Annotated in this window: 19 protein-coding genes; 14 read left to right on the forward strand and 5 right to left on the reverse strand. The window is 64.7% G+C overall.

Translation table 11 applies throughout. The features are described 5' to 3' along the window. Positions 1-98 precede the first annotated feature (98 nt). From PU724_RS21225 to PU724_RS21235, 3 genes are all read left to right on the forward strand, one after another. Entirely contained in the window at positions 99-2,015 is a 1,917-nt protein-coding gene (locus PU724_RS21225; protein ID WP_354423619.1) for an adenylate/guanylate cyclase domain-containing protein, read from the forward strand. Between the two features lie 114 nt (positions 2,016-2,129). Continuing rightward, positions 2,130-3,680: an acid phosphatase gene (locus PU724_RS21230; RefSeq protein ID WP_292168900.1), complete on the forward strand. Its 1,551-nt coding sequence runs from the start codon at positions 2,130-2,132 to the stop codon at positions 3,678-3,680. Positions 3,681-3,703: 23 nt separating this feature from the next. Beyond that, positions 3,704-3,916: a hypothetical protein gene (locus PU724_RS21235; RefSeq protein ID WP_320321677.1), complete on the forward strand. Its 213-nt coding sequence runs from the start codon at positions 3,704-3,706 to the stop codon at positions 3,914-3,916. A 119-nt stretch (positions 3,917-4,035) separates the two neighbouring features. Here PU724_RS21235 and ssuD read toward each other — a convergent pair whose 3' ends face one another. The 4 genes from ssuD to tauA are packed head-to-tail and all read right to left on the reverse strand — an operon-like array spanning position 4,036 to position 7,944. Continuing rightward, positions 4,036-5,190 (reverse strand): FMNH2-dependent alkanesulfonate monooxygenase, encoded by a 1,155-nt coding sequence (gene ssuD / locus PU724_RS21240; protein ID WP_320321676.1) that lies wholly within the window; start codon positions 5,188-5,190, stop codon positions 4,036-4,038. Positions 5,191-5,234: 44 nt separating this feature from the next. Beyond that, on the reverse strand, positions 5,235-6,083 hold the full coding sequence (locus tag PU724_RS21245; RefSeq protein WP_292168898.1) for an ABC transporter permease subunit: 849 nt from the start codon (positions 6,081-6,083) through the stop codon (positions 5,235-5,237). Further along, entirely contained in the window at positions 6,080-6,874 is a 795-nt protein-coding gene (locus tag PU724_RS21250; RefSeq protein WP_354423365.1) for a taurine ABC transporter ATP-binding protein, read from the reverse strand. The genes PU724_RS21245 and PU724_RS21250 overlap by 4 nt, the downstream gene beginning before the upstream one ends. Positions 6,875-6,933: 59 nt before the next feature. Continuing rightward, positions 6,934-7,944, reverse strand: a complete 1,011-nt coding sequence (gene tauA, locus PU724_RS21255; protein WP_354423363.1) for a taurine ABC transporter substrate-binding protein — start codon at positions 7,942-7,944, stop codon at positions 6,934-6,936. Between the two features lie 302 nt (positions 7,945-8,246). On the opposite strand from tauA, the gene PU724_RS21260 reads away from it, so the two are divergent. The 3 genes from PU724_RS21260 (at position 8,247) to PU724_RS21270 (ending at position 13,173) form a co-directional block, all read left to right on the forward strand. Continuing rightward, positions 8,247-9,044, forward strand: a complete 798-nt coding sequence (locus PU724_RS21260; protein WP_292350474.1) for a MipA/OmpV family protein — start codon at positions 8,247-8,249, stop codon at positions 9,042-9,044. A gap of 232 nt (positions 9,045-9,276) precedes the next feature. Beyond that, complete coding sequence (ileS, locus tag PU724_RS21265; RefSeq protein WP_354423361.1) at positions 9,277-12,252, forward strand: isoleucine--tRNA ligase; 2,976 nt, start codon at positions 9,277-9,279, stop codon at positions 12,250-12,252. Between the two features lie 246 nt (positions 12,253-12,498). Continuing rightward, entirely contained in the window at positions 12,499-13,173 is a 675-nt protein-coding gene (locus tag PU724_RS21270) for a hypothetical protein (protein ID WP_127286669.1), read from the forward strand. 37 nt (positions 13,174-13,210) lie between these two features. Here PU724_RS21270 and PU724_RS21275 read toward each other — a convergent pair whose 3' ends face one another. Then, positions 13,211-13,663, reverse strand: a complete 453-nt coding sequence (locus PU724_RS21275) for a nucleoside deaminase (RefSeq protein WP_354423358.1) — start codon at positions 13,661-13,663, stop codon at positions 13,211-13,213. 180 nt (positions 13,664-13,843) lie between these two features. Between PU724_RS21275 and PU724_RS21280 the strand changes: the two genes are divergently transcribed. The 8 genes from PU724_RS21280 to PU724_RS21315 form a co-directional block, all read left to right on the forward strand. Further along, the gene (locus PU724_RS21280) at positions 13,844-15,838 is read left to right on the forward strand and encodes a pseudouridine synthase (protein WP_354423356.1); all 1,995 of its coding nucleotides are present in this window, start codon (positions 13,844-13,846) and stop codon (positions 15,836-15,838) included. A gap of 13 nt (positions 15,839-15,851) precedes the next feature. Next, on the forward strand, positions 15,852-16,406 hold the full coding sequence (gene rsmD / locus PU724_RS21285; protein WP_127286672.1) for a 16S rRNA (guanine(966)-N(2))-methyltransferase RsmD: 555 nt from the start codon (positions 15,852-15,854) through the stop codon (positions 16,404-16,406). A 120-nt stretch (positions 16,407-16,526) separates the two neighbouring features. Next, the gene (locus PU724_RS21290; RefSeq protein ID WP_354423354.1) at positions 16,527-17,882 is read left to right on the forward strand and encodes a M16 family metallopeptidase; all 1,356 of its coding nucleotides are present in this window, start codon (positions 16,527-16,529) and stop codon (positions 17,880-17,882) included. Between the two features lie 257 nt (positions 17,883-18,139). Then, the gene (locus PU724_RS21295; RefSeq protein ID WP_426213615.1) at positions 18,140-19,399 is read left to right on the forward strand and encodes a M16 family metallopeptidase; all 1,260 of its coding nucleotides are present in this window, start codon (positions 18,140-18,142) and stop codon (positions 19,397-19,399) included. Beyond that, entirely contained in the window at positions 19,396-20,256 is an 861-nt protein-coding gene (locus tag PU724_RS21300) for a patatin-like phospholipase family protein (RefSeq protein WP_354423352.1), read from the forward strand. The genes PU724_RS21295 and PU724_RS21300 overlap by 4 nt, the downstream gene beginning before the upstream one ends. Positions 20,257-20,703: 447 nt before the next feature. Next, positions 20,704-22,731, forward strand: a complete 2,028-nt coding sequence (locus PU724_RS21305; RefSeq protein WP_354423350.1) for a type I secretion system permease/ATPase — start codon at positions 20,704-20,706, stop codon at positions 22,729-22,731. Between the two features lies 1 nt (position 22,732). Next, positions 22,733-24,034, forward strand: a complete 1,302-nt coding sequence (locus tag PU724_RS21310; protein WP_127286001.1) for an HlyD family type I secretion periplasmic adaptor subunit — start codon at positions 22,733-22,735, stop codon at positions 24,032-24,034. 80 nt (positions 24,035-24,114) lie between these two features. After that, positions 24,115-26,577 (forward strand): MSCRAMM family protein (locus PU724_RS21315; RefSeq protein ID WP_426213618.1); only part of this gene is annotated, 2,463 nt, incomplete at its 3' end.

Genomic DNA, 26,577 nt, shown 5'->3' on the forward strand with positions numbered 1-26,577 from the left:
GGGATGCTCGGCCTGTTCCTGGCCTGGCGGGGCGGGCCTCTCGTCAGCGTGCTGGGTTAGGTGTACCATTTTAGCCAGTTTGGGTCCGGGGCAGGATGATGAATGTCCCTCCATTGAACCGGAAACTGCTGGCGATCCTTGCATTGGATATGGTCGGCTATTCAAAGGCGACCGAGATTGACGAAGCTGGCACCATCGGGCGCCTGAGAGCTATCCGGGCCGACGTAACCGATACAGCGATCGCTCTGCATCAGGGTCGAATTGTCAAGCTGTTGGGAGATGGCGCACTTGTCGTCTTCGACAGCGTGGTCGATGCGGTGATCTGCGCAGCCGAAATTCAGAAAGCTGTGGCCGTTCGCAATGGCGGATTGCCGGAGCATGAGCGGATTGTGTTCCGCATCGGGATCAATCTTGGCGATGTAGCGCTGGTGGATGGCGATGTGTATGGCGACGGCGTCAACGTCGCAGCTCGCATAGAGCAACTGGCCGATCCGGGCGGGGTGATGGTGTCAGGTACGGCCTACGACCATTTGCAGGGCAAGCTTGATTGGCCACTCGATTTCGTCGGCGAGCAGCAGGTCAAGAATATCAACCGCCCGGTGCGGATGTACCGGGTGAGGCTCGATGGCAAGCGGGTGCACCGGACCTTACGCCAGGCGATGCCGCACTGGGCCAGGACGGCTGCGGCGGCGATCGTGGTGCTGGCTCTGGTGGCTGGGGGGACCTGGTGGTTCTTTCAGCCCACGTCACTAGGGGCCAAGCCGTCGGTCGCGGTGCTGCCTTTCAATAATTATGGCGACGAGGCCAGCGGGCGTTTGGCCGATGGCTTGACTGAGGACATCATCACCGACCTTGCGCGGTTTCCCGAACTTGACGTCGTGGCCCGGAATTCGACGGAAGTTTACAAGGGCAAGCCGGTGGATGCCCGCCAGGTCGCACATGCGCTCCATGTCGGTTTCGTACTGGAAGGCTCCATCCAGCGGCAAGATGAGCGGGTGCGGGTCACCGCGCAGTTGATCGATGCACAAACCGGAAATCACCTTTGGTCGGATCGTTGGGACCGGCCCGCTGAGGACGTGTTCGCCGTCCAGACCGAGATCGCAGAGCAAGTCTCCAACCGTCTGGGCGGCGGCGTAGGGTTGATTCAAACGGCCGGGCGGGCCGCGGCCAAACGCAAACGACCTGAAAACCTGAATGCTTATGACTATTATCTGCTCGGGACCGAGAAGATTGAAAAGATCACCGTAGCCGATGAGCAGGAGGCAATCGCGCTTCTCAACCGCGCCATTGAGCTGGACCCCGGCCTGGCTCGCGCCTGGGTAGAACTCTACCATGCTCACGGTATATTGGCTGGCTTCGGTATCAATCCCGAGAGCGAGATCAAGGCGGCTGCCGATGTGGCCGAACACGCGGTGCGGCTCGATCCAGGCGACGCTGAGGCACACGCCGTGTTTGGGATGAGTCTCAGCCACAAGGGCGACAACGCCCGCGCCAAGGCCGAACTGGATACGGCTCTTCGTCTCGCTCCCGGTTCGTCCGAAATCCTGACATTCTATACCGGCTATGCGGCACGCTTCGGTGAACCCGAACGCGGCGCTCAGATGGTCGACCAGGTAATGCGGCTCGACCCGAACTATCCGATGTGGACGTCCAACTTCTTCGGCCCTGCCTATTTTATGGCCGGCCGGTATGAGGACGCGTTGAAGATGCTGGAGCGCATGACACCTGACAACTACGACCATTGGAGGTGGGTGGTGTTTAGCGGCTCCCTTGCGGCTCTGGGTCGGATGGATGAGGCGAATGCCGCGGTTAGGGAAACTCTCAAGCACTACCCCGACCTGACCGTCGAGAGCATGATCAATGAAGTCGGCTTGAGCACTAGTGAGCGCAGCCGGTTTATTGAAACGATGCCGCTCGCCGGCTTTCCGTCTTGCGCCAAGCCCGAGGCGCTGGCGAAACTCGCCAAACCTGTGCGGCTGCCGGAATGCGAGGCGCAGCCTCTCGGGCAGCCGTAGAACAGCCCGGCCATTGGCGGACCGCCCCCCATGGCGTTGCCCGTCCAACGCGGCAGCTATTGCCAATATGCCGCGAAGCTGGTGTCATCCCATTTGCACCACGGAGGTATGACGATGAAGCGATCCCATGGGCTCGCCCTGTTTTCCTCGACTCTCGTCCTGTGCGCTGCGGCTTCGGTTCCCGCGCCCGCAGCGCAGCCCGGCGATCCGCCAGCCAACATCGCCAAGATAGAAACGGTGGTCGTTATCTTCGCCGAGAACCGCGCCTTCGACAATCTCTATGGTCACTTCCCTGGAGCCGAGGGCATCGACCAGGCAAGCAAGGAAAGCCTGCAGCAGCGTGACCGTGACGGATCCGTGCTGTCCGAACTGCCGCCTGTCTGGGACGGGCTGACGGCCAAGGGCGTCACGCCGCCGGTGACGCAGGCGATGACCGAGCACCTTCCGAACGCGCCGTTCACCGTGAACGACCCCAAGGGGTTCAACGTTCCGCTCAGCGTCGCAACGCACGATCTCTGGCACCGCTACTACCAGAACCAGATGCAGATCAACGGCGGCAAGAACGACATGTTCGTAGCCTGGGCCGATTCAGGCGCCATGCCGATGAGCAACTGGGACGCCTCCAAGACCGACATGTGGGCGGTGGCGCAAAAATACGTGCTGGCCGACCATTTCTTCATGGGCGGTTTCGGCGGTTCCTTTTTCAACCATCAGTGGCTGATCTGCGCCTGCGCGCCTTACTACGCGGATGCCGACAAGAACCCGGCCAAGCCGTCGATCTCGGTGACGGACGATGGCGGCACAGCGCTGAAGCTCGCCGACAATTCACCGAAATCGGTGCGCGACGGTATCCCGAAATTCGTCTCCGACGGCAATCTGACGCCGGATTTCTACGCGGTGAACACAATGCAGCCGCCATACCAGCCGAGCGGCAACGATCCGGCGCCCGGCAGTGATCCGCTCCTCGCGGACCCGTCCAAGCCGACAACGCTGCCGCCGCAGACGGAGCCGACCATCGGCGATATGCTCAGTCTCAAGCAGGTCAGCTGGGCATGGTATTCGGGCGCCTGGCAGTACACGCTCGACCATGGCAATCACACGCCGATCCCGAATTTCCAGTACCATCACCAGCCGTTCAACTATTACGCCAACTACGCGCCGGGCACCGAGGCCAGGCGGGAACACCTGCGCGACGCCGGGCTGGCTGGCGTGAGCTTCATTCAGGCGATCGACGACGGCGCCCTGCCTCAGGTCTCCTTCTACAAGCCGCAGGGCAATCTCAACGAGCATTCCGGCTATGCCGACATCCAGGCCGGCGACCGCCATATCGCCGATGTCATCAGCCATCTCGAGAAGAGCCCGCAATGGCCGCATATGCTGGTCGTTGTCGCCTATGACGAGAACGGCGGCATCTGGGATCACGTCGCGCCGCCCAAAGGCGACCGCTGGGGACCGGGCACGCGCATCCCTGCGATCATCGTTTCGCCTTTTGCCAAGCATGGCTATGTCGATCAAACGCCCTATGACACGACGTCGATCCTGCGCTTCATCACCGAGCGTTTCGAATTGCCGGTCCTGCATGGCATCGTGGTTCGCGACAGGGCAGTGGCCGCGCATGGCGAACCGCCGCTCGGCGATCTCACCGGTGGGCTCGACCTGAATTGAGGGCGCGTATCTGGAGGACAACGATGGATGTCGACAGGGTTGTTGCCTTGGTCACTGCTGGCGGCATCGAACTCACTGACCGCCGCCGCAACGCCAAGGGCGATGGCTGGTCGCTGAGCTTCGCCAACGGTGCCACGGTGGAGGTGGGTGACGACGGGTCGGCACGCATTGCCGGCAAGGGCGCCAGGGCCGTGGCCAGGCTGCTCGACCTGCCGAGCGCGACGCGCGCCAGCTGAGCCAGGCGACGTCGCCGCCTGGCCGCCACTGCCGTCATTTGGGATTTCTGGTCAAAATCGCCGAAGCCACGCGAGGGTCTGGCGCAGCCGGCTTTCTCTCGGTTTCCGCCTGAAAGACGTCACGAGGCGGACGTGACGACCCCCGGTTGCACGCGCCCGAACTCGACATCCCAACTGCGTTCCGCCGGTGCGGCTTCGCCGCTCAGCCCGAGCTTGGGGAAAAGCAGTTCCGCGACATTGAAAACCTCTTCCAGATGCGGGTAGGCGGACGCGATGATGGTTTCGATACCGATCTCCTGATACTCGCGAATGCGCGCGGCAACGTTGTCGGGATTTCCGACCAAGGCCGTTCCAGCACCCCCACGCACCAGCCCGGGTCCGGCCCACAGGTTCGGACCGACAACCAGCCGGTCTCGTCGGCCTTGATGCAGAGCCGACATGCGCTTCTGTCCAACGGATTCCGAGATATTGACGAATCCGTTCTGGGCCTCGGCGATCAGGTCGTCGGTGACGCGGCTGATCAGTCGGTCTGCGGCGGCCCAGGCCTCATCCTCCGTTTCGCGAACGATCAAATGGATGCGAAGGCCGAAGCGGATCGTTCGGCCTTGCGCCGCTGCGGCCTGCCTGACCCGCCCGATCTTTTCGGCGAGCTGGTCCACCGGTTCGCCCCAACTCAGATAGGTGTCCACGTGCTTGGCGGCGATCGCAATGCCGGCGTCGGACGAACCTCCGAACCACAGTGGAGGATGGGGCTGTTGAACCGGCGGGAAGGAAATGTCGGTGCCGTGGGCGGAAAGATACTTGCCCTCGAAATCCGCCGGTTCACCTGAAAGGATTCGCCGCCAGATGGTCAGGAACTCGTCGGTCTGCGCGTAGCGGTCGTCGTGGTTGAGCTTGTTGCCGTCACCGGCGAGGTCGGCTGGATCCGCGCCGGTGACGACGTTGAGCAGCACCCGGCCGCCGGAAATCCTGTCCAGCGTGGCGGCATGGCGCGCAAAGAGGGCCGGCGTCCCGCTGCCCGGCCGGAGCGCCACGAGGAACTTCAGCCGTTCGGTCAGCGGGATCAGGCCGGCTGCAACGATCCAGGCGTCCTCGCACCGCGTTCCGGTAGGCAAGAGCACGCCCTTGAAGCCAAGTCGATCGGCGGCTTGGGCGATCTCCTTGAGGTAGCGGAAGGTTGCCGGCCGGTGCCGCTCGTCGGTGCCGAGATAGGGGCCGTCACCATGGGTCGGCAGATACCAGTAGAGATCGAGCGGGCGGATGTTGCTGGACATCGGATTGTTCCTTCAGTGACAGGGGGTGTGTTGACGGGCAGTTGTCAGAGCTTGCCCTTCCAGGGGACGAGGCGGTGCTCCAGCCAGCGCATGCCGCTCGTGAAGGCGAACGCCAGGGCGGCAATGACAATGAGGCCGACGAAGACCACGTCGGTAGCGAGGAAGTTGGCCGCGGACATGATCATGTAGCCGAGCCCCGACTGCGCCGCGATCAACTCGGCCGCGACCAAGGTGGACAGTCCGGCTCCGATGGCAATTCGCAGGCCGGTCAGGATTTCCGGCAATGCGGATGGCAGGATAATGGTGGTGAACAATTGCAGGCGGCTGGCGCCAAGGGACAGCGCGGCATTGACCCGCTCAACGGGCACTGAACGGACTCCGGCCTGCGCGGCAAAGCAGATCGGGGCAAAGGTCGATAGCGTGAGGAGCGTGATCTTGGAGGTTTCGCCGATGCCGAGCCAGATGATCAGCAGCGGCAGATAGGCCAGGGGCGGCAAGCCCCAGTAGAGGTCGATCGGAACGCTGAAGATCCCCCTGATCCAACGGTTGAGGCCCATCAACAGGCCAAGGGGAACACCCAGCACGATTCCTGCGCCCAGAGCCGCGGCAATGCGGCCAAGGCTTGCCAGCGTGTGGTTGAGAAGCGTGTCGTTGGCATAGCCGTCGGCCGCGACGGCGCTGAACTGGGCCAGGACCTCGGCCGGCGACGGCAGGAACAGCGGTGACGCCCAGCCGAAGCGTGCGGCGAGGAACCACAATGCAATCAGCGACGCAAGCGTAACCAGGCTGATGCCGAGTGTGTTCGTCGATGCGGATCGACGTGGCCGAGCCGGCGGCGCGCGCCGGGCGGTCGAAGTCTGGAATGTGGTTGGGGAATTGGCGGCAAGCGTCATTGCAAGGTTCCTGTGCGGGCGCCTTCCGGCTGATGGATGAGCGAGCGGATTTCCTGCCGCAGTTCGATGAAGCGCGGATGGGACTGGATCGGCCCGATGTCGCCGCTTTCGGCGAAGTCGCGCACGAAGTCGGCGTCGAACCGGGCGACGATACGACCTGGCCGGGGCGACATCACAACGATCGTCGTGCCGAGCGTCAGGGCTTCCTCGATCGAATGGGTGATGAACAGGATCTGTTTGCCCGTCTTGGCCCAGACTGAGGCCAGAAGCTGCTGCATCGTCTCGCGCGTCAGGCTGTCGAGCGCGCCGAACGGCTCGTCCATCAAGAGGATCTTCGGATCTGTGGCCAGCGCCCGCGCGATGCCGACCCGCTGGCGCATGCCGCCCGACAGTTCGTAGGGCGGCTTTTCGGCGAAATCGGCGAGGCCGACCAGTTCCAACAGGCGCCTTGACCGCTCGTGGCGTTCTGCGCGGGAAACCCCCCGGTACTTCAGGCCGAGCGCGACGTTGTCCAGCACGCTGGCCCATGGCAGCAGAGTATCCTTCTGGAACACGACGCCACGATCGCCGCCTGGCGCCGCGATTTCCCGTCCGTCCAGCGTGATCGTGCCTTCGGTGAGCGGCAGGAAGCCGGCGATCGCGTTCAGCAACGTCGACTTGCCGCACCCGGAAGCACCGACCGCGACGACGATGGAAGCGGGGGCGATATCGAGCGAGACGTGATCGAGCGCATGTACGTCCTGTCCATCGGAAGCCGGAAAGGTGACGCTGGCATCTCGGATTCGAAGCATGGTGGCCTCCGGGCGATTTGGCTGGCGCGCCAGCCAAATCGGGGTTCCTTCAGGGACTGCTAGTTCGAGGCCTTGGCCACTTCGACATATTGCGGATCGGCGAAGGCCGCGTAGCTGTCCTTGGCCGAGGTGATCTTGTGCTGGTCCTTCAGGAAGCCCGCGGTGTCCTTGAGGATTTTCGCGACCGCGCTCTTTTCGCCACCGCCCAGCCATTTGTCGGAGACCTGTTCGTCGAGCGGCGGGACGACCGTCGTCTTCAACTGCTCCGAATTCTCGGCCGCTGTGCCGCCTTGCAGTTTTGCGATCAGCTTCGCGTTCTCGGTATCCGGGCCCCAGGCGGCCGGATTGCTCAGGTAAGCCTGGTTATAGCCGTCGATCAGCCGGACATACTGGCCGAGGAACTCCGGATTGGCCTTGGCGAACGCGCCGGTGACGACCAGAGCGCCGAAGGTCGGCGCGCCGCGATCGGCGACCTGGCCGGCCGTGAGCAGGATCTTGCCGTTCTTCTTGAGCTCGGAAAGAGCCGGATCCCAGACGAAGCCACCGTCAATGTCGCCGCGCTTCCAGGCCGCGACGATCTCGGGCTGCGGAATAGCTATGACCTGGGTTTCCTTCTCGGAAATGCCTTCCTGCTTGAGCACGGCGAGAAGCTGGTAGTGATCGGTCGAGACCGGTGCGGCGGCGAGCTTCTTGCCGCGCAGGTCCGCCGGCGACTTGATTTCGGGTCGCACCACGAGTGCCTCGCCGTCGCGGGAGACCGACGAGATGTAGAACGCCTTCACGTCGATGCCCTTGCTGATGGCGGCCGAGAACGGGCTCGATCCGACATCGCCGATCTGGACGTCACCGGATGCGATGGCGGCGAAGATGTCGGCGCCGGAGTTGAAGCGGCGGAATTCGATGTTCCAGCCCGTCTTCTTGGCAAGGTCGCCATTGGCGATGCCAAGATTATAGGGGTTGGCGCCGGTCTGGTAGGCGACGACGACTTTCTTGTCGTCCGCGGCGTTTGCCGCGGTATGGGCGGAAGCCAGGGCAAGTCCAAAAAGGGCGACGGAAATCAATTTTCGCATGGGCTTTAATCCTTTGAACAGAGGCACAGCCTCGATTGCAGCCGATCGGAGCGGCCGTGAATTAAAGTCCACTGAATTTATAGACTTAGACAGAAATGAAATTCCGAAAGCCTGTTCCTCGATAGAAAAGATCTGACGCGAACCGGCCCTAATGGATCACCCACACGCAATATCAGGCATGCGCCGCATCGTCGGCGCCGCTGCCGATGTTACGGATTTTAAGTCAAATTTTACCGAACTGGCGCCATGGCTTTTGCGCTGCCGGGGTGTTCCTGCCGGCCTGTTTCGCGTATGGGGTAACGATGCGTATTGTCCGGATGATTCAGCTGGTTCTCGCCTCCGGCCTGATGGCCGTCTCTTCGGCCCATGCGGGCGAGGGGAGCTGGATTTCGGGCGACTGGTACCTGACGCTCGGCGCCACCGGCCTCATCGCGCCGAATTTCGAGGGCGGCAAGAAGTACATGCTCGGCGCCCAGCCGATCATCTCGCTCGGCAAGGTGGGACCGGAAGCGCGCTTCACCTCGCGCAACGACAACATCTCGCTGGCGCTGATCGACGACGGCAGCGTGCGCGCCGGCCTGACCGGCAAGTTCCTGTTCTCCCGCAGCAGCAAGGATGAACTGGCGGGTCTCGACCCGGTGCGCTGGGGCGGCGAGGTCGGCGGCTTCTTCGAATTCTATCCGCTTGACTGGGTGCGAGCCCGCGCCGAGCTCAGGCATGGCATCCGCGCCCATGACGGCTTCGTCGCCGATATCGCGGCCGATGCCTTCTACGACGTGACGCCGACGGTCCGCATCTCCGGCGGGCCGCGCGTTTCCTTCGCCTCGTCGGGCTATTTCGACGCCTATTACGGCGTCAACGCCACCGAAGCGGCGGCCTCCGGCCTCAGCGAATACCATCCGGGAGGCGGCCTGAAGTCGACCGGCCTCGGCGGCGCGATCACGTGGAAGGTCACCGAGCCGATGACGGCCAGCCTGTTCGGCGAATATTCGCGCCTGATGGGCCCGGCCGCCGATTCCAGCCTGGTCCGGGAGCGCGGCGATCGCAACCAGTTCACGGTCGGCGTCTCGACCACCTATCGCTTCGACTTTTCGATGTAGCCGCCTGAACTCGGCGCTTTATTCCTGCTGACTAATCCGCTAAAAGCCCGGCCATGACGAGCTTTTCGCGCCTGTTTGCGATCGCGATACGAATTACGAGCCCGGTGTTCCGGGTGGCCTGAGCGCCGCCGGAGCCGCCGGGACTGTTGCGCGCGCGCCTCGCGCTTTTTTCAGAACATGATAGTTCAACGCCCGAGCCTGTTTGTCGCCGGGCAATGCACATGGCAGACCAATGACCGATACCGCTGAAACGATCGACTATTCCAAAACGCTCTATTTGCCGCAGACGGATTTCCCGATGCGCGCCGGCTTGCCTGAGAAAGAGCCGGCGCTGGTCAAGCGCTGGCAGGATATGGACCTCTACCGCAAGCTGCGCGAGGAAGCCGCCGGGCGCGAGAAATTCGTGCTGCATGACGGCCCGCCCTACGCCAATGGCAACATCCATATCGGCCATGCGCTGAACAAGGTGCTCAAGGACGTCATCAACCGCTCCTTCCAGATGCGCGGCTACGACGCCAACTACGTGCCGGGCTGGGACTGCCACGGCCTGCCGATCGAATGGAAGATCGAGGAGCAATACCGCGCCAAGGGCAAGAACAAGGACGAGGTGCCGGTCAACGAGTTCCGCAAGGAATGCCGCGACTTCGCCGCGCACTGGATCAAGGTGCAGGGCTCAGAGTTCCAGCGCCTCGGCGTCGTCGGCGATTTCGACAATCCCTATACAACGATGGCTTATCACGCTGAGGCGCGCATCGCCGGCGAGCTGTTGAAATTCGCCATGTCGGGCCAGCTCTACCGCGGCTCGAAGCCGGTCATGTGGAGCGTCGTCGAGCGCACCGCGCTTGCCGAGGCCGAGGTCGAGTACCAGGACTATGAGAGCGACACGATCTGGGTGAAATTCCCGGTGGCGAGCTTGGCCCGCCCGGTCGCCGGCGCCGAGGACGCGCAGGCGGCAGTGCTGTCGGAATCCTCGCTCGACCTTATCGAGGCCCATGTCGTCATCTGGACGACGACGCCCTGGACGCTGCCCGGCAACCGCGCCGTCAGCTATTCGCCGCGCGTCGCCTACGGGCTTTACGAGGTGACGGCGGCCGAGAACGCGTTCGGCCCGCAGCCCGGCGAGAAGCTGATCTTCGCCGACGCGCTGGCCGAGGATGCCTCGGCCAAGGCCAAGGTCACCCTGAACCGCCTGCACGATGTTTCGGCCGAACAGCTTGCAAGCCTGACGCTGTCGCATCCGTTCAGGGGGCTGGCCGACGGCTACCAATTCCCGGTGCCGATGATCGCCGGCGAGCATGTCACCGACGATGCCGGCACCGGCTTTGTGCACACCGCGCCCAGCCACGGCCGCGAGGACTTCGACGCCTGGATGGACGCTGTGGCGGAACTGCTCAAGCGCGGCGTCGACACCGCGATCCCGTTCCCGGTCGACGATGCCGGCTTCTTCACCAAGGACGCGCCGGGCTTCGGCCCGGACCGCGAGGGTGGAGCCGCGCGCGTCATCGACGACAATGGCAAGAAGGGCAACGCCAATCAGGCGGTCATCGAGGAACTGATCAAGCGCAATGCGCTGTTCGCGCGCGGCCGCCTGAAGCATTCCTATCCGCACTCCTGGCGTTCCAAGAAGCCGATCATCTTCCGCAACACGCCGCAATGGTTCGTCTATATGGACAAGGACCTCGGCGACGGCACGACGCTGCGCAGCCGCGCGCTGAAGGGGATCGACGACACCCGCTTCGTGCCATCCGCCGGCCAGAACCGCATCCGCGCCATGATCGAGGAGCGTCCCGACTGGGTGCTGTCGCGCCAGCGCGCCTGGGGCGTGCCGATCGCCGTCTTCGCCGACATGGACGGCAACGTGCTGAAGGACGAGGCGGTCAACCAGCGCATCATGGAGGCCTTCGAGGCCGAGGGTGCCGACGCCTGGTTCGCGCCCGGCGCCAAGGAGCGCTTCCTCGGCAATCACGATGCCGCGAAATGGCATCAGGTGATGGACATCCTCGATGTCTGGTTCGATTCGGGCTCAACGCATGTCTTCACGCTGGAGGACCGCCCGGACCTGAAATGGCCGGCCGACGTCTATCTCGAAGGCTCCGACCAGCATCGCGGCTGGTTCCACTCCTCGCTGCTCGAAAGCTGCGCCACCCGGGGCAGGGCGCCCTACGACACCGTCGTCACCCATGGTTTCACCATGGATGAAGAGGGGCGGAAAATGTCGAAGTCGCTCGGCAACACCGTGGTGCCGCAGGACGTCATCAAGCAGTCGGGTGCCGACATTCTGCGGCTCTGGGTGGTGACGACCGATTACTGGGAAGACCAGCGGCTCGGCAAGAACGTGCTGCAGACCAACATCGACGCCTACCGCAAGCTGAGGAACACCATCCGCTGGATGCTGGGCACGCTTGCCCATGACGATGGCGAGGAGGTGGCGCTGGACAAGATGCCGGAACTGGAGCGGCTGATGCTGCACAGGCTGTCAGAGCTCGACGAATTGGTGCGCCAGGGCTACGACGCCTTCGAGTTCAAGCGCATCACCCGCGCGCTCGTCGACTTCATGGTGGTCGAGCTGTCGGCCTTCTATTTCGACATCCGCAAGGACGCGCTCTACTGCGACGCGCCCTCCAGCGTCCGGCGCAAGGCCGCCGTGCAGGTGGTGCGCCATCTGTTCGACTGCCTGGTCAAATGGCTGTCGCCGATGCTGCCCTTCACCATGGAGGAGGCCTGGCTCGATCGTCACCCCGACGCCGTCTCGGTCCATCTCGACCAGTTCCCGCAAATCCCGGCGGATTGGAGGAACGAGGCGTTGGCGGAGAAGTGGCGCAAGGTCAGGCAGGTGCGCCGCGTCGTCACCGGCGCGCTCGAGATCGCCCGCGCCCAGAAGGTCATCGGCTCGTCGCTGGAGGCGGTGCCGGTCGTCACGATCGACGATGCCGCGCTTGAAGCGGCGATATCGGATGTCGACATGGCCGAGATGGCGATCACCAGCGATCTGGTCATCGCCCACGGCAAGACGCCAGACGGCGCCTTCACGCTGGACGAGGTCAGGGGTGTCGCGGTGGTCGTCGAGAAGGCCGAAGACCGTGGCCTGGTGAAATGCGCACGCTCCTGGCGCTACACTGCTGATGTCGGCGAAGATCCGGAATTTCCGGACGTCTCGGCCCGTGATGCCGATGTACTGCGCGAACTCAAGGCGCTCGGGCGGCTCTAGTGCATGTCGCCCAAAAGTGTGAAGCGGTTTTGGGATAACGACATGCATCACCAAAATGAGTGCACAAATGCCACGCCGGGCGGCGGATTGCCGCCCGCGCGTTGCCCTTAACGGGTGGTTGAGGTAAACACGCGAAACTCCGGACGACAAATTCTCGCCGGAATTCCGTCGCAAGTGCTTGGCCGATGGGGACCGCGCCTCTGGCCGGTGGCGATCGAGAGGCTGTTTATTGTGGGACTTTTTGGCATGACCGAGAGAACTTATGCGCGCGTCGCGCTGCTGGCGCCGCTTGTCGTATCGGGGCTTGCGCTGTCCGGCTGCATGGGCTCGCCCACCTACGGCACCGACAAGCCGGCCGCCACACAGCTCGCCGACGATCTCTCCAGTGCCTTTTCGATCACGCCGAAGCGCAAGGAACAGATCGATTACAAACCGCGCCCCGATCTGGTGAAGCCGGCGCCGGGGCAGAAGGGAAACCTGCCGCCGCCGCAGGAGAGCATCGAGACGGCGAGCGCCGATTGGCCCGAATCGCCCGAGCAGCGCCGCGCCCGACTTCGCGCCGACGCCACCGCCCACCAGGACGATCCGGCCTACCAGTCGCAGATCGTCGACGACGTGCAGACCGATCCGGCGGCGGTGAAGAAGGCGATGGCGGATTCGGCCTCGAGCCACCCGCCGCGCTGGACGCCGGCGGATTCGGACAAGGGCCGCGCCGCCGAGATCCAGCGCCGCATGGCAGAGGGCAAGCAGGGCGACCCCAACACCCGCAAATATCTGAGCGAGCCGCCGCTGGCCTATCGCGTCGCCTCCGATGCCGCGCCGCAGGGCGAGCTTGGCGAGGACGAGTACAAGAAGGAACGCCGCCTCAAGAAGGAGGCGGCCGCCAAGAGCAAGAGCGGCGGCTGGTTCGACTGGTGGTAACGTTTTCGGCCCAGGGCTTGTTGGCCTAGGCCGATTTCTACGGCTCGCGCCGCTCCCGGAAAAAATCCTTGAGAATGAGGGACGCCTCGCGCTCGCCCATGCCCGGATAGATGTCCGGCGTGTGGTGGCAGGTGGCGGAGGTGAAGAAGCGCACGCCGTTGACCACCGCGCCGCCCTTCTCGTCGGCGGCGCCGAAATAGAGCCGGCGCAGTCGCGCGAACGAGATGGCGCCGGCGCACATGGCGCAAGGCTCCAGCGTGACATAGAGATCGTGGCCGGTAAGCCGCTCGCTGGCGAGCTTTTCGCAAGCCTGGCGGATCGCCAGAATCTCCGCATGCGCCGTCGGATCGGCAAGCTCGCGGGTGCGGTTGCCGGCCTTGGCGACGACCGTGCCGCCGCTGGCGATGACGGCGCCGACCGGCACTTCGCCGCGCCGCGCCGCCGCCTCGGCCTCCGCCAGCGCCAATGCCATGAAATCCGGCCGCTTCACGCGCTTTCCATTCCGATTATCTCCTCGCCACCCGACAGCGATCCTGTTATCTAGCGCCTAACCTCGAAAATCGGACTCGGTTTTCGGCAACGATCATGCGCCACATCAAAGTGCGACAGCGTCCTTTGCGCGCCCGAACGGATGCGCCACGCTGTAGCAGCGCAAACAGGCAAAGGCCACATGGACGACAACGACAAGAAATTCCGGCCCAAGAAGGGGCCGGTCAGGGGCGGTCCGAAAGCCGCGGGGCCGCGCGGCCGCGATGGCGCCGCCGGCAAGGGCGGCAAGCCGGGCTTCGGCGCCAAGAAGCCTTACGCGCCGCGTGGCGACCGGCCGATGGCTGCCGAAGGCGAGCGGCCAAAGCGCGATTTCAAGAGCGGCGACCGGCCGTTCAGCAAGGGCAAGCGTCCCGAAGGCAAGCCCTTCGAGAAGCGCGAGGGGCCGCGCAAGCCCTACGCGCCGCGCGGCGACCGGCCGATGGCTGCCGAAGGCGAGCGGCCTCCGCGCGATTTCAAGCGCGCCTACAAGCCGCGCGATCTAGAGCAGGGCGCGCCAGGCGGCGACAAGCCGTTCCGCAAGGGCCCGCGTCCGGACGGCAAGCCGTTCGAGAATCGTGAGCGCAAGCCTTATACGCCGCGCGGCGACCGGCCGATGGCCGCCGAGGGCGCGGGCGGCGAAAAGCGTTTCGACCGGCCTAAACGTGATTTTGCCGATCGTCCGAAGCGTGACTTTGCCGATCGCCCGAAACGGGATTTCGCCGATCGCCCGAAGCGTGACTTCGCCGATCGCCCCAAGCGCGATTTTGCCGGCGACCGGCCGCAGGGCGGTTTCAAGCCGCGCCCGCGCCCAACGGAGGCCGCCGAGGAGGCGGGCGAGCGCATCGCCAAGCGGCTCGCACGCGCCGGTCTTGCCTCGCGCCGCGACGCCGAGGAACTGATCGCCGCCGGCCGCGTCAAGGTCAACGGCAAGGTCCTGTCCTCGCCGGCCTTCAACGTCATGCCAGATGACATCATCCATCTCGACGGCATGGAAATCCCCAAGATCGAGCGCACGCGGCTGTTCCTGTTCCACAAGCCGGCCGGCGTCGTCACCACCAACCGCGATCCCGAGGGCCGCAAGACCGTCTTCGACGTGCTGCCGGCGGAACTGCCGCGGCTGATGACCATCGGCCGCCTCGACATCAACACCGAGGGGCTGTTGTTGCTGACCAATGACGGCGGCCTGTCGCGCGTGCTCGAGTTGCCGGCCACCGGCTGGCTCAGGCGCTACCGGGTGCGCGTGCACGGCAAGGTCGAGGAAAGCGCGCTCGCGGGCCTGCGCGAGGGCATCGCCGTCGACGGCGTTTTTTATGGCGCGATCGAAGCCAGCCTCGACCGGGAGCAGGGCACCAATGCCTGGCTGACGATCGGCCTGCGCGAAGGCAAGAACCGCGAGGTCAAGAACATCCTTGGCGCGCTCGGCCTCGACGTGACGCGGCTGATCCGTATTTCCTACGGCCCATTCCAGCTCGAGGACCTGCCGGAGGGCCATGTGCTGGAGATCAAGGGCCGCGTGCTGCGCGACCAGCTCGGCGAGCGCCTGGTCGAGGAATCCGGCGCCAATTTCGACGCCGAGATCCAAAAGCCCTTTTCCAACAAACCGGTGCGCCGCACCGAACCGCGACGCGATGAGGCCGAACGGCCAAAATTCCCGCGCGATGGCGTCGATCGCCGGCCGATCGGCGAAGGCGGGCTGATCAAGGCCCGCAAGCGCCGCGAAGGCAGCCGCGACGAGGCGCTGGGCAAGCTTTCGACCAAACCCGACAGGGCCTTCGGCGAGCGCGGTCCGAAGCCGGAGCGCGGCGGTTTCGGCGACAAACCTCGCGGTGGTTTTGGCGACAAGCCCCGTGCGGGGTTCGGCGGCAAGAAGTCCGAGCGCGAGCAGCGGCCGATCGAGCCGCCCGGCCAGCGCAAGGCCAATGTCTGGATGGCGCCGGGTGCCCGGCCGATCGGCAAGGGCAGGGCGGAGGCCGATGCCGCAAAGGCGGCGGAAGCGAAGGCGCGCAAGGCTTCGTTCAAGCCGTCCTATGGCAAGGCCGCCGGCAAGCCGGGCGGCGCCAAGCCGTACGGCAAGCCGCGTGGCGAGCGCCCGGATGGCGGCGACCGGCCGCGCCCGAAGGGTCCCAGGACCAGATGAGGGCCGGATTGAAATGAGAATCGTCGGCGGTGAGTTCCGCGGGCGTCCGCTGGCGACGCCGCGCGGCAATGCCATCCGCCCGACCACCGACCGCACGCGCGAGGCGCTCTTCAACGTGCTGGCGCATCGCTTCGCCGACAAGCTCGATGGCGCGCGCGTGCTCGACCTGTTCGCCGGCACCGGCGCGCTCGGTCTGGAGGCGCTGTCGCGGGGGGCTTCCTACGGCGTCTTCATCGAGGAATCGGCCGAGGGACGCGGCCTGATCCGCGAGAATGTCGAGGCCTTCGGACTGACCGGCCGCACCAAGATCTTCCGCCGCGACGCCACTGGGCTCGGCGATGCCGGCACGCTGGCCGCTTTCGGCCTCGTCTTCGCCGATCCGCCCTATGGCAAGGGTCTTGGCGAGCGTGCGCTGCGTTCCGCCAGGCAAGGCGGCTGGCTGCTGCCCGGCGCGCTCTGCGTCGTCGAGGAAGCGGCCTCCGCGCCGTTCGAGGCCGGGGAGGGATTCGCGGTGGTCGACGAGCGCGGTTATGGCGAGACGGTGATCCGGTTCATCGAGGCGGGGTGAGCAGCTCTCCTCTCCCACAAGTGGAGAAGGAAGAAGCGCCGCCTCGAAAATGACGAACAATTCACTTTGCCTCGACCAGCAACCTTGCCTATCGTCGCGCAACCGAAACCGGAGCGTTTAATGACATCTTGCACCAGACGGCTGCGCGCGGCGCTCCTTACCTCGGCGCTTGCGCTCACCGGCCCGGCGCTCGCCGGCGACGACGGCAAGGTGACGGATTTTCTCCTCGACAACGGCATGGAGGTGGTGGTCATCCCCGATCATCGCGCCCCGATCGTTACCCACATGGTGTGGTACAAGATCGGCAGCGCCGATGAGCCGGCCGGCAAATCCGGCATCGCGCATTTCTTCGAGCACCTGATGTTCAAGGCGACCACCAACCACGCCGCCGGCGAGTTCGACAGCGCCGTCGCGGAGATCGGCGGCTCCAACAACGCCTTCACCTCCTACGACTATACCGCCTTCCATGAGACGGTGGCGCCATCGGCGCTGGGCGAGATGATGGCCTTCGAGGCCGACCGCATGCGCAACCTCATCCTCACCGACGACGTCATCAAGACCGAGCGCGACGTCATCCTGGAGGAGCGCCGCTCGCGCATCGACAGCAGCCCGCAGGCGCTGCTGGAGGAGGAGGTCGACGCCACGCTGTGGCAGAACCAGCCCTACCGCATTCCGGTCATCGGCTGGATGCAGGAGATGGAACAGCTGAACCGCACCGACGCGATCGCTTTCTACGACAAGTATTACCGGCCAAACAACGCCGTGCTGGTGGTGGCTGGCGATGTCGAGCCCGACACGGTGAAGGCGCTGGCCGAGAAGACCTACGGCAAGGTCGCGCGCGGGCCGGACCTGCCGCCGCGCATCCGCCCGGTCGAGCCCGAGCAGAACACCAAACGCACGGTGACGCTGTCCGACGCGCGCGTTTCGGTGCCGACCTTCTCGACGCAATGGGTGGTGCCGTCCTATCACACGGCCCGGCCGGGCGAGGCCGAGGCGCTCGACCTGCTCGCCGAAATCCTCGGCGGCGGCAACCGCAGCCGGCTCTACCAGCAGCTGGTCGTGAAGCAGGGCGTCGCGGCGGAGGCCGGCGCCTACTTCCAGGGCACCATGCTCGACGCCACCAACTTCACCATCTACGGCGCACCGCGCGGTGACGCCAAGCTCGGCGATGTCGAGGCGGCGGTCGACGCCGAGGTCGCCCGCATCGCCAGGGACGGCGTCACCGACGACGAGCTGGAGAAGGCCAAGCAGCGCTATGTCCGCTCGATGATCTTCGCCCGCGACAAGCAGGACGACATGGCCAACATGTATGGCTCGACACTGGCCACCCGCGGCAATGTGCAGGACGTGCTCGAATGGCCGGATCGCATCCGCAAGGTCACCGCCGACGAGGTCAAGGCGGTCGCCGCCCGTTATCTGGTGCTCGACCATTCGACGACAGGCTATCTCCTGCCGCAGCAACAGGCGGGGAATTGATGATGAGTTCTGTGGCCGGGCGGATGAGTGCTTTTCCTTCTCCCCTTGTGAGAGAAGGTGGACCGGCGCGTAGCGCCGAGACGGATGAGGGGTGCTGGCAGGATCGCCCACGGTTCGTTTCTTCCAACCCCCCTCATCCGTCGCCTTCGGCGACACCTTCTCCCGCAAGGGGAGAAGGAAAAGCGCTGCGCGCCCTCGCCACCCTGTGCTTTGCGATCTTCTTCCTGATCCTGCCCGCGCTCGCCGCGCATGCCGGCATGAACATCCAGGAGGTGAAGTCTGACAAGGGCATCACCGCCTGGCTGGTCGAGGACCACACGGTGCCGATCATCGCCATCCGCTTCGTCTTCGACGGCGGCACCGCGCAGGATCCGGCGGGCAAGGAGGGGCTGGCCAATCTGATGACCGGCCTGTTCGACGAGGGCGCCGGAGACCTCGACAGCGACGCCTTCCAGGTGAAGCTCGACGATGCCGGCGCCGAGATGAGCTTCGAGCCGCAGCGAGACGGCATTTACGGCTCGATGCGCATGCTGTCGGAACAGAAAGACGCCGCCTTCGATCTCTTGACGCTCGCGGTCAACAAACCCCGCTTCGACCAGGCGCCGCTCGACCGCGTGCGCGCCCAGGTGCTGGCGGGCATCGTCGCCAATGAGCGCGACCCCAATGCGATCGCCCAGCGCAAATGGCTGCGCGCCATCTATGGGGAGCATCCCTATTCCAGGCCGGACGAAGGCACCAGGGAGAGCATCGCAGCGATCGCGCCGGCAGATCTCGGCGCCTTCCACAGGGCGAGCTTCGCCCGCGACGGCCTGCATGTCGCCGTGGTCGGCGACATCGACGCCGCGACATTGAAGCGGAAGCTCGACCAACTGTTCGGCGACCTGCCGCAGAGGCAGGCGCTCGCCGCCATTGCCGACACCCAGCCCAAGCTTGGTCAGCAGGTGGAGGTCGACTACGACCTGCCGCAGACTTCGCTGCAGTTCGCCTATCCCGGCGTGAAGCGCAGCGCTCCGGATTTCTTCGCCGCGGTGCTGATGAACGAGATCCTCGGCGGCGGCACCTTCACCTCGCGCCTCTATGACGAGGTGCGCGAGAAGCGCGGCCTTGCCTATGGCGTCGATTCCAACCTCGTCGATCACCAGCATTCCAACGCGCTGATCATCACCACCGCGACCCGCTCCGACCGCGCGTCGGAGACGCTTGCGATCGTGCGCGACGTGGTCAAGACATTGGCCGAAGAGGGTCCGACCGAGGCTGAGCTCGACGCCGCCAAGAAATACATGATCGGCGCCTATGCCATCAACAATCTGGACTCCTCCGGCTCCATCGCCGCGACCCTGGTGGAACTGCAGCTCGACAGGCTGGGCATCGACTATCTGCAGCGCCGCGCCGGCCTCATCAACGCGGTGACGCTGGATGACGTCAAGGCGGCGGCGAAGAAGCTGCTGTCGCCCGTGCCGGCGATCATGGTCGTCGGCCCACCGCTCGCCAAGGCTGCCGGAGGCGGCAAGGGATGAGCAGCGGCCCCACCTTCGGCGTTGCCTTCGGCGGCGGCGGCGCGCGGGGCCTGGCGCACATCCACGCCATCGAGGCGCTGGACGAGCTCGGCATCAGGCCGGTGGCCATCGCCGGCTCCTCGATCGGCGCCATCATGGGCGCCGGCATGGCCTCCGGCATGACCGGCAAGGACATCCACGACTATGCCCGCTCGATCCTCGGCCGCCGCGCCGAGGTGGCCTCGCGCATGTGGCGGGCACGGCCGGGCACTATCGCCGAGGCGATGGAGAGCGGCATCCGCGTCAGCCAGTTCAATGTCGAGCGTATCCTGAAGGCCTTCCTGCCAGAGGCCATTCCCGAAACCTTCGCGGAGCTGAAGATCCCGCTCAAGGTGACGGCGACCGACTATTTCGGCCACAAGCTTGCGGTCTTCGAGGATGGTGACCTGCATTCCGCATTGGCTGCCTCGGCGGCCATTCCGGCGGTGTTCCGGCCGGTGACCCGCGATGGCCGCGTGCTGATCGACGGCGGCATCTACAACCCGGTGCCGTTCGACCTCATCGAAAAGGACGCCGACATCGTCATAGCCATCGACGTCGTCGGCGCGCCGAGCGAGGCCGAGCGCAGGCACCCGACCACCGTCGATTTGATGTACGGCGCCACGCAACTGATGATGCAGTCGATCATCGCCAACAAGCTGAGGCAGTGTCCGCCCGACATCCTCATCCGCCCGGCCGTCTCGAAATACCGCGTGCTCGATTTCCTGAAGATCGACACGCTGATGGCCGAGACCGTCGAGATCAAGGACGAACTGAAACGCGCCGTCGAGAAGGCGGTTGCAGAGCACGGCGGCAAGCGCGGCAAGAAGGTGGTGTGAGCGAATCAGCTCCGTCCGCTTCGCCTGGCGTTATACTCCCATATACTTCAACTTCACCGGGCCGGATCTCGTCGAAATGCCCGTTGACGCACGCCCAGATAGAGTTAATAATGTTCTAATATAGTAGCGTAAACAATCTCCCGACCGGCAACAACGAGTTACGGCGCTACAGGGAAGGGAACCGCGCGGCGACATATCAGTCGCCGCCGCATCACCATCGAGCCGCCAGTCGTCGTGAGGCGCTGTCGCGTTTTGCAGTTCGCCGGCCGCTGCCGCGGGTTGCCAGACGCAACGCCGATCCTCCTCCCTCTCGGACTTGAGCGCTGAATCTCGGCGCTGTTGCCATGGCCAGTCAGCCGCGTTGCGCGCCGTTGCGCGCAGCTGACTCGTCCCTGATGGGAGAGGCAAGTCGTGACTGCGGGGTTCAGTAAGGCGTCGCTCGGGTTGTTGAGCAAAGCAGCGTTTGCTTCGGCGCAGGCGAAGGTCAGGCTTTTCGGCTTCGCCGTCGTCGTTTGCGTCGCCGGTTTCTTTCTGTCCGGCTTCAGCGGGCTTGCGTCGATGGGCTGGACGCTCGTCGCGGTGGCGATGGCGGGTATCGGCAGCCTGGCCATGTTTCGCGCCCGCGGCGACGGCAGGCAAAAACCCGTTGGCGACCCACCCGGTCGGACCGCCGCGCCGCGCAAGCCATCGGCGAGGCCGGCCGCGCGGAAGGCCAATCCCGCTCGCTCCGAACTGGCCGCTGCGCTTGCCAGTTGCCGGTCGGCCTTCATTGCGGTCGGACTGTTCAGCGGCATGCTCAACGTGCTGATGCTTGCCGGCTCGCTCTACATGCTCGAGGTCTATGATCGCGTGCTGCCGAGCCGCAGCCTGCCGACGCTTGTCGGCATCTCGATATTGCTCGTCATCCTTTATTGTGGGCAGGGTTTCCTCGATTTCGTGCGGGCGCGGGTGCTGGTGCGCATCGGCGGGGCGCTCGACGAGGCGCTTGGCCGTCGCGTCTATACCTCGATGCTGAGATTGCCGCTGAAGGCCGCGCGCGGGGCTGACAGCCTGCAGCCGATGCGCGATCTCGACAGCGTGCGCGGCTTCCTGTCAGGCATGGGACCGACGGCGCTTTTCGACCTGCCATGGCTGCCCCTATACCTGATCATCATCTTCATGTTCCACTGGGTGCTTGGCGCCGCGGCGCTGCTCGGCGCGGTCGTGCTGGTCGTGCTGACCCTGCTTGCCGAGCGGCTGACGCGACAACCGGTATCGGCCGCAACCTTGAGCGGCAACCGGCGCGGCGGGCTCATCGCTGCAGGCACCCGTAATGCCGAAGTGGTCGCCGCCATGGGCATGGCTGGCGGGCTGGCGTCGCGCTGGCAGGATGCCAACGTCGAATTCATCGCCGACCAGCGCAAGGTCAGCGACGTTGCCGGCAGTTTCGGCGCGGTGTCGAAAGTGCTGCGCATGCTGCTGCAGTCGTCGATGCTCGGCATCGGCGCTTGGCTGGTGATCGAGCAGGAGGCATCGGCCGGCGTCATCATCGCCGCTTCCATCCTCAGCGGCCGGGCGCTGGCGCCGGTCGATCTGGCGATCGCCAACTGGAAAGGTTTCGTCGGCGCGCGCCAGGGCTGGCAACGCCTGACCAAGGTGCTGGCGGTCATGCCTGCCGAAACCGAACCCCTATTGCTGCCGGCCCCCAGCGCCAGCGTGGTGATGCAGAATGCCGCCATTACGGCTCCGGGCCTGCAGCGGCTGCTGGTGCAGGACGCCAGCTTCGCCATGGAAGCCGGCCATGGGCTCGGCATCATCGGGCCGAGCGGCTCGGGAAAGTCCACCTTGGTGCGGGCCCTGGTCGGGGCCTGGCAACCCGTCGGGGGCCGCGTCAAGCTCGATGGCGCCGACCTCGACCAATGGTCGTCGCAGGAGCGCGGCCGCCATATCGGCTACCTGCCGCAGGATGTGGAGCTGTTTGCCGGCACGGTCGCCGAAAACATCTCCCGCTTCGAGATGGACGCCGACCCGGCAGCAATCATCGCCGCGGCCAAGGCGGCCGGCGCGCATGACCTGATCGTCGGCTTCCGCCAGGGTTATGAAACCGAGATCGGTGACCACGGCGAGGCGCTTTCGGCCGGCCAGCGCCAGCGCATCGCTTTGGCTCGCACGCTCTATCGCGATCCGTTCCTGGTCGTGCTCGACGAGCCGAATTCCAACCTCGACATGGACGGCGAGCAGGCCTTGATCCGCGCGATGCTCGGCGTTCGCGAGCGCGGCGGCGTTGTCGTCATCGTCGCCCATCGCCCGAACGTGCTGACCGCCGTCGATTTCATCATGGCGATGAAGCAGGGGCGCGTGCACGAATTCGGACCGAAGGAGGAGGTCTTCGCCAAGATGTTCCCGATGCTGCGCTCGGTCCCGTCAAGCAACCCGCCGCAGCGGGTATCCGCGGAAACGACCGCGGTCGCCACCCGGACCGGGGGAGGGAACTGACATGGCCGCGCCCGGCAACGCCCACGCTTCGATCCGTTTCTACACTCGCCTTGGGCTCGGCGCCGTGCTCCTGCTTGGAGGTGGTGTGGGCGGCTGGGCCTCGGTCACCGAGATCGCCGGCGCGGTGATCGCTCCAGGCACGCTGGTCGTCGGTTCGCATGTCAAGAACGTGCAGCATGCGACCGGGGGCGTCGTGGCCGAGATCGACGCTCGCGACGGTGACCGCGTGAAGGCCGGCGACCTTTTGCTGCGTCTCGACCGCACCGTGCCGGCCGCCAATCTTGCGGTGGTGAGCAAGGCGCTCGACCAGCTCATGGCGCGCAAGGCCCGTCTCGATGCCGAGCGCCGGGGGACGGACGGCATCGACTTTCCCCGGGACCTCCTCGATCGCTCGGCCGATCCCGACGTCGCCGAGGCGATCTCCGGCGAGACGCAGCATTTCGACACGCGGCGCACCTCCCGCGCCGGCCAGAAGGGCCAGCTCGGCGAACGCATCGTCCAGCTCGAGAAGGAGATCGCCGGCGACACCGCGCAGATGGAAGCCAAAAGCAAGGAAATCCAGCTGGTGCAAAAGGAGCTCGCTTCCGTGCGCACGCTGTGGGGCAAGAAGCTCATCTCCATCGATCGCCTGACCTCGACCGAGCGCGAGGCGACACGCCTCGATGGCGAACGCGGCCAGCTCATCGCCGCGCTGGCGCAGGCGCAGGGGCGCATCGCCGAGATCAAGCTGCAGATCATCCAGATCGACCTCGACCTCAGCACCGAAGTGAACCGGGACTTGCGCGACATCGACGGCAAGATGGGCGAGCTCATCGAGCGCAAGGTCGCCGCCGAGGACCAGTTGAAGCGTGTCGACATCCGCGCCCCGCAGGACGGCGTCGTGCAGCAGTCGCTCGCCTATACGATCGGCGGCGTGATCACGCCGGGACAGACGATCATGCAGGTCGTGCCGGACAATGACAGTCTGGCGGTGGAGGCCAAGATCGCCCCCAGCGACATCGACAAGCTATGGGTCGGCCAGTCGGCGTCGCTGCGCTTTTCGGCATTCAACACCCGCACGACGCCGCAAATCGACGGCGTGGTCGAAAGGACCTCGCCCGACATCGCCACCGATCAGCGCACTGGTGCCAACTATTACACTGTGCGTATCAGGACGACCGCCGCGGAAGTCGCGCGCCTCGGCGAGGTCAAGCTGGTGCCCGGCATGCCGGTGGAATCCTTCATCAAGACCGAGGACCGTTCGGTGATCTCCTACCTGGTCAAGCCATTGCGGGACCAGATCAGTCGAGCCTTTAGAGAGTAAGCCCGCCCAGGTGGGAAACAGCAGCCAAGAGAAAACAGCAGCCACGATCAGCAACCGAATCCGAAGCTAGGGGAAATGAAATGACGTCTAGCGATATCAGCGACAATCTGACCAACGATCCGCTCGCAACCCTTGATTCCACCGTGACCGGAAGCACCGATCCGGCTTCTTCCGACCCCGTTCCGCCGCTTGCGGTTACGATAGACCAGGCGGACGCGGACTACGCGCCCGGCGAGACGGTAGGGATCACCGCCACCGACGTCGGGGACGGCGGCTCGCTCACATTTTCGGTCGCCCATGTCAGCGCTGGCGCCGACGGGGTCCTCGGCACCGTGGACGATGTGCTCACCTATGATCTGACCGGGACTGGTACGCCCTGGGTCGTCACCGATGGCGGCGCCGGCGATCTCGATGGTACAGTCAACGGCAAGATCCAGACCTCGTGGTACGTCAACAGCGACGCGTTGAATCAGGCCTTCACGCTCACGACGACAGACCCGGCAACCGGCCGGGTCGCGGCAGTGAATTTCACCGACGCCGCGACCATGGTCGATCTGACTTTCAAAACCACCGCGACGATCAACGGCGCGATCTTTTCGTCCTCGGATGTCGCAACCGGCGCCGGAACGGGTCTGCTTGATCCCTTCGTCCGCATTCAGAACAACGGCACGGAGCAGGGATACAATACCGACGCCAACGTTAAAGTGCTCGACGATACCGCCAAGGGCAGTACTCAATATGTTCATGCACTGAACATTGCCGACATTCCGATTCAATATGTGAATGGTGTCGGCTATTATCGATTTGATCTCGACATCAACGAGTCGAACTCTGACAATGTCCAGAACCTTTCCCTGGATACGCTCCAGATCTGGCAGGCCACTGCCGGCAACTTGAGCAATTACGATCCCGGAGCAGCCCCGGATCAAGGCACCGGCGCCTTCCCGACCGCCACGAAGATCTATGATCTGGATCAAGGCGGCGACAAATTCATCGGGTTGAACGGCGATCTCCAGCCGGGCAGCGGCAACACCACCGACATGTCGTTCCTGGTTCCGGTCGCCAATTTCGATCCGAGCAAGCCCTTTATCTATCTCTATTCCGGGTTCGGCTATCAGGCCGGCACTTATCAAGGTTCGACCGAAACGACGCCGAGCACATGGACGGCCGAGTCCGGCTTCGAGGAATGGAACCGCCAGATCGGCCAGGTGATCGATGGGCACAAGTTCAACGACTTGAATGCCGACCACGTCTGGGAAGCCGGCGAGCCGGCTCTCGCCGGCTGGAAGATCTATCTGGATGTGAACGACAACAACACGTGGGACTCGGGCGAGCCGTTCACCTTCACCGACGCAAACGGCTATTACAAATTCACGGTCACGCCCGGCACCTACACGGTCCGCGAGGTGCAGCAGGCAGGATGGTCGCAGGATGCGCCGAACAATGCGCAGGGCGAGTACTCCGTTACAGTGGTGGCCGGCCAGGACAGCCACAACAACGACTTCGGCAATTTCCAGCTCGGCTCTATCTCGGGCCACAAATATGAAGATGGCGACGGCAGCTTAGTGACGACCGGTGACCGGGCCCCGGTCGAGAACTGGACGATCACGCTCTACAATGATGCAAACCACAACAACATCGCCGACGCCGGCGAGCAGGTGGCGCAGACGACCACCGATGCCAACGGCCTCTACCAGTTCACCGGGTTGGTGCCCGGCGACTACCTGATCAAGGAAGAGGATAAGGCAGGCTGGACGCATCTGAGCTCGGCGACGATCAACCAGAACAGCTTGACCTCGGGCCAGAACCTGACGAACCAGGACTTCGTCAATGTCGAACTCGGCTCGATCTCGGGTCACAAGTTCGAGGATGCCGACGGCAGCCTGGCGACGACCGGAGACCAGACCGCTGTGAGCGGCTGGACGATCACGCTCTATAACGACGCCAACCACAACAACATCGCCGACGCCGGCGAGCAGGTCGCGCAGACCACCACCAATGGCAGCGGCTTCTACCAGTTCACCGGACTGGCGCCGGGCGACTACTTGATCAAGGAAGAGGATCAGTCGGGCTGGACACATCTGACCTCGGCGACGATCAACCAGAACAGCTTGACCTCGGGCCAGAACCTGACCGACCAGGACTTCGTCAACGTCGAGCTTGGCTCGATCTCGGGCCATAAGATCGAGGATGCCGACGGCAGCCTGGCGACCTCCGATGACCAGACGCCGGTCGAGAACTGGACGATTACGCTCTACAAGGACGCCAACCACGACAACATCGCCGATGCGGCCGAGCAGGTGGCGCAGACCACGACCGACGCCAGCGGCTTCTACCAGTTCACCGGACTGGCGCCCGGCGACTATTTGATCAAAGAGGAGGATCAATCGGGCTGGACACATCTGACAGCTACGACGATCGACCAGGACAGCCTGACATCGGGCCAGAACCTGACCGACCAGGACTTCGTCAATGTCGAGCTTGGCTCGATCTCGGGCCACAAGCTCGAGGATGCCGACGGCAGCCTGGCGACCAGCGATGAC

The organism is Mesorhizobium abyssinicae (assembly GCF_049887195.1).
Taxonomy (GTDB): domain Bacteria; phylum Pseudomonadota; class Alphaproteobacteria; order Rhizobiales; family Rhizobiaceae; genus Mesorhizobium; species Mesorhizobium abyssinicae.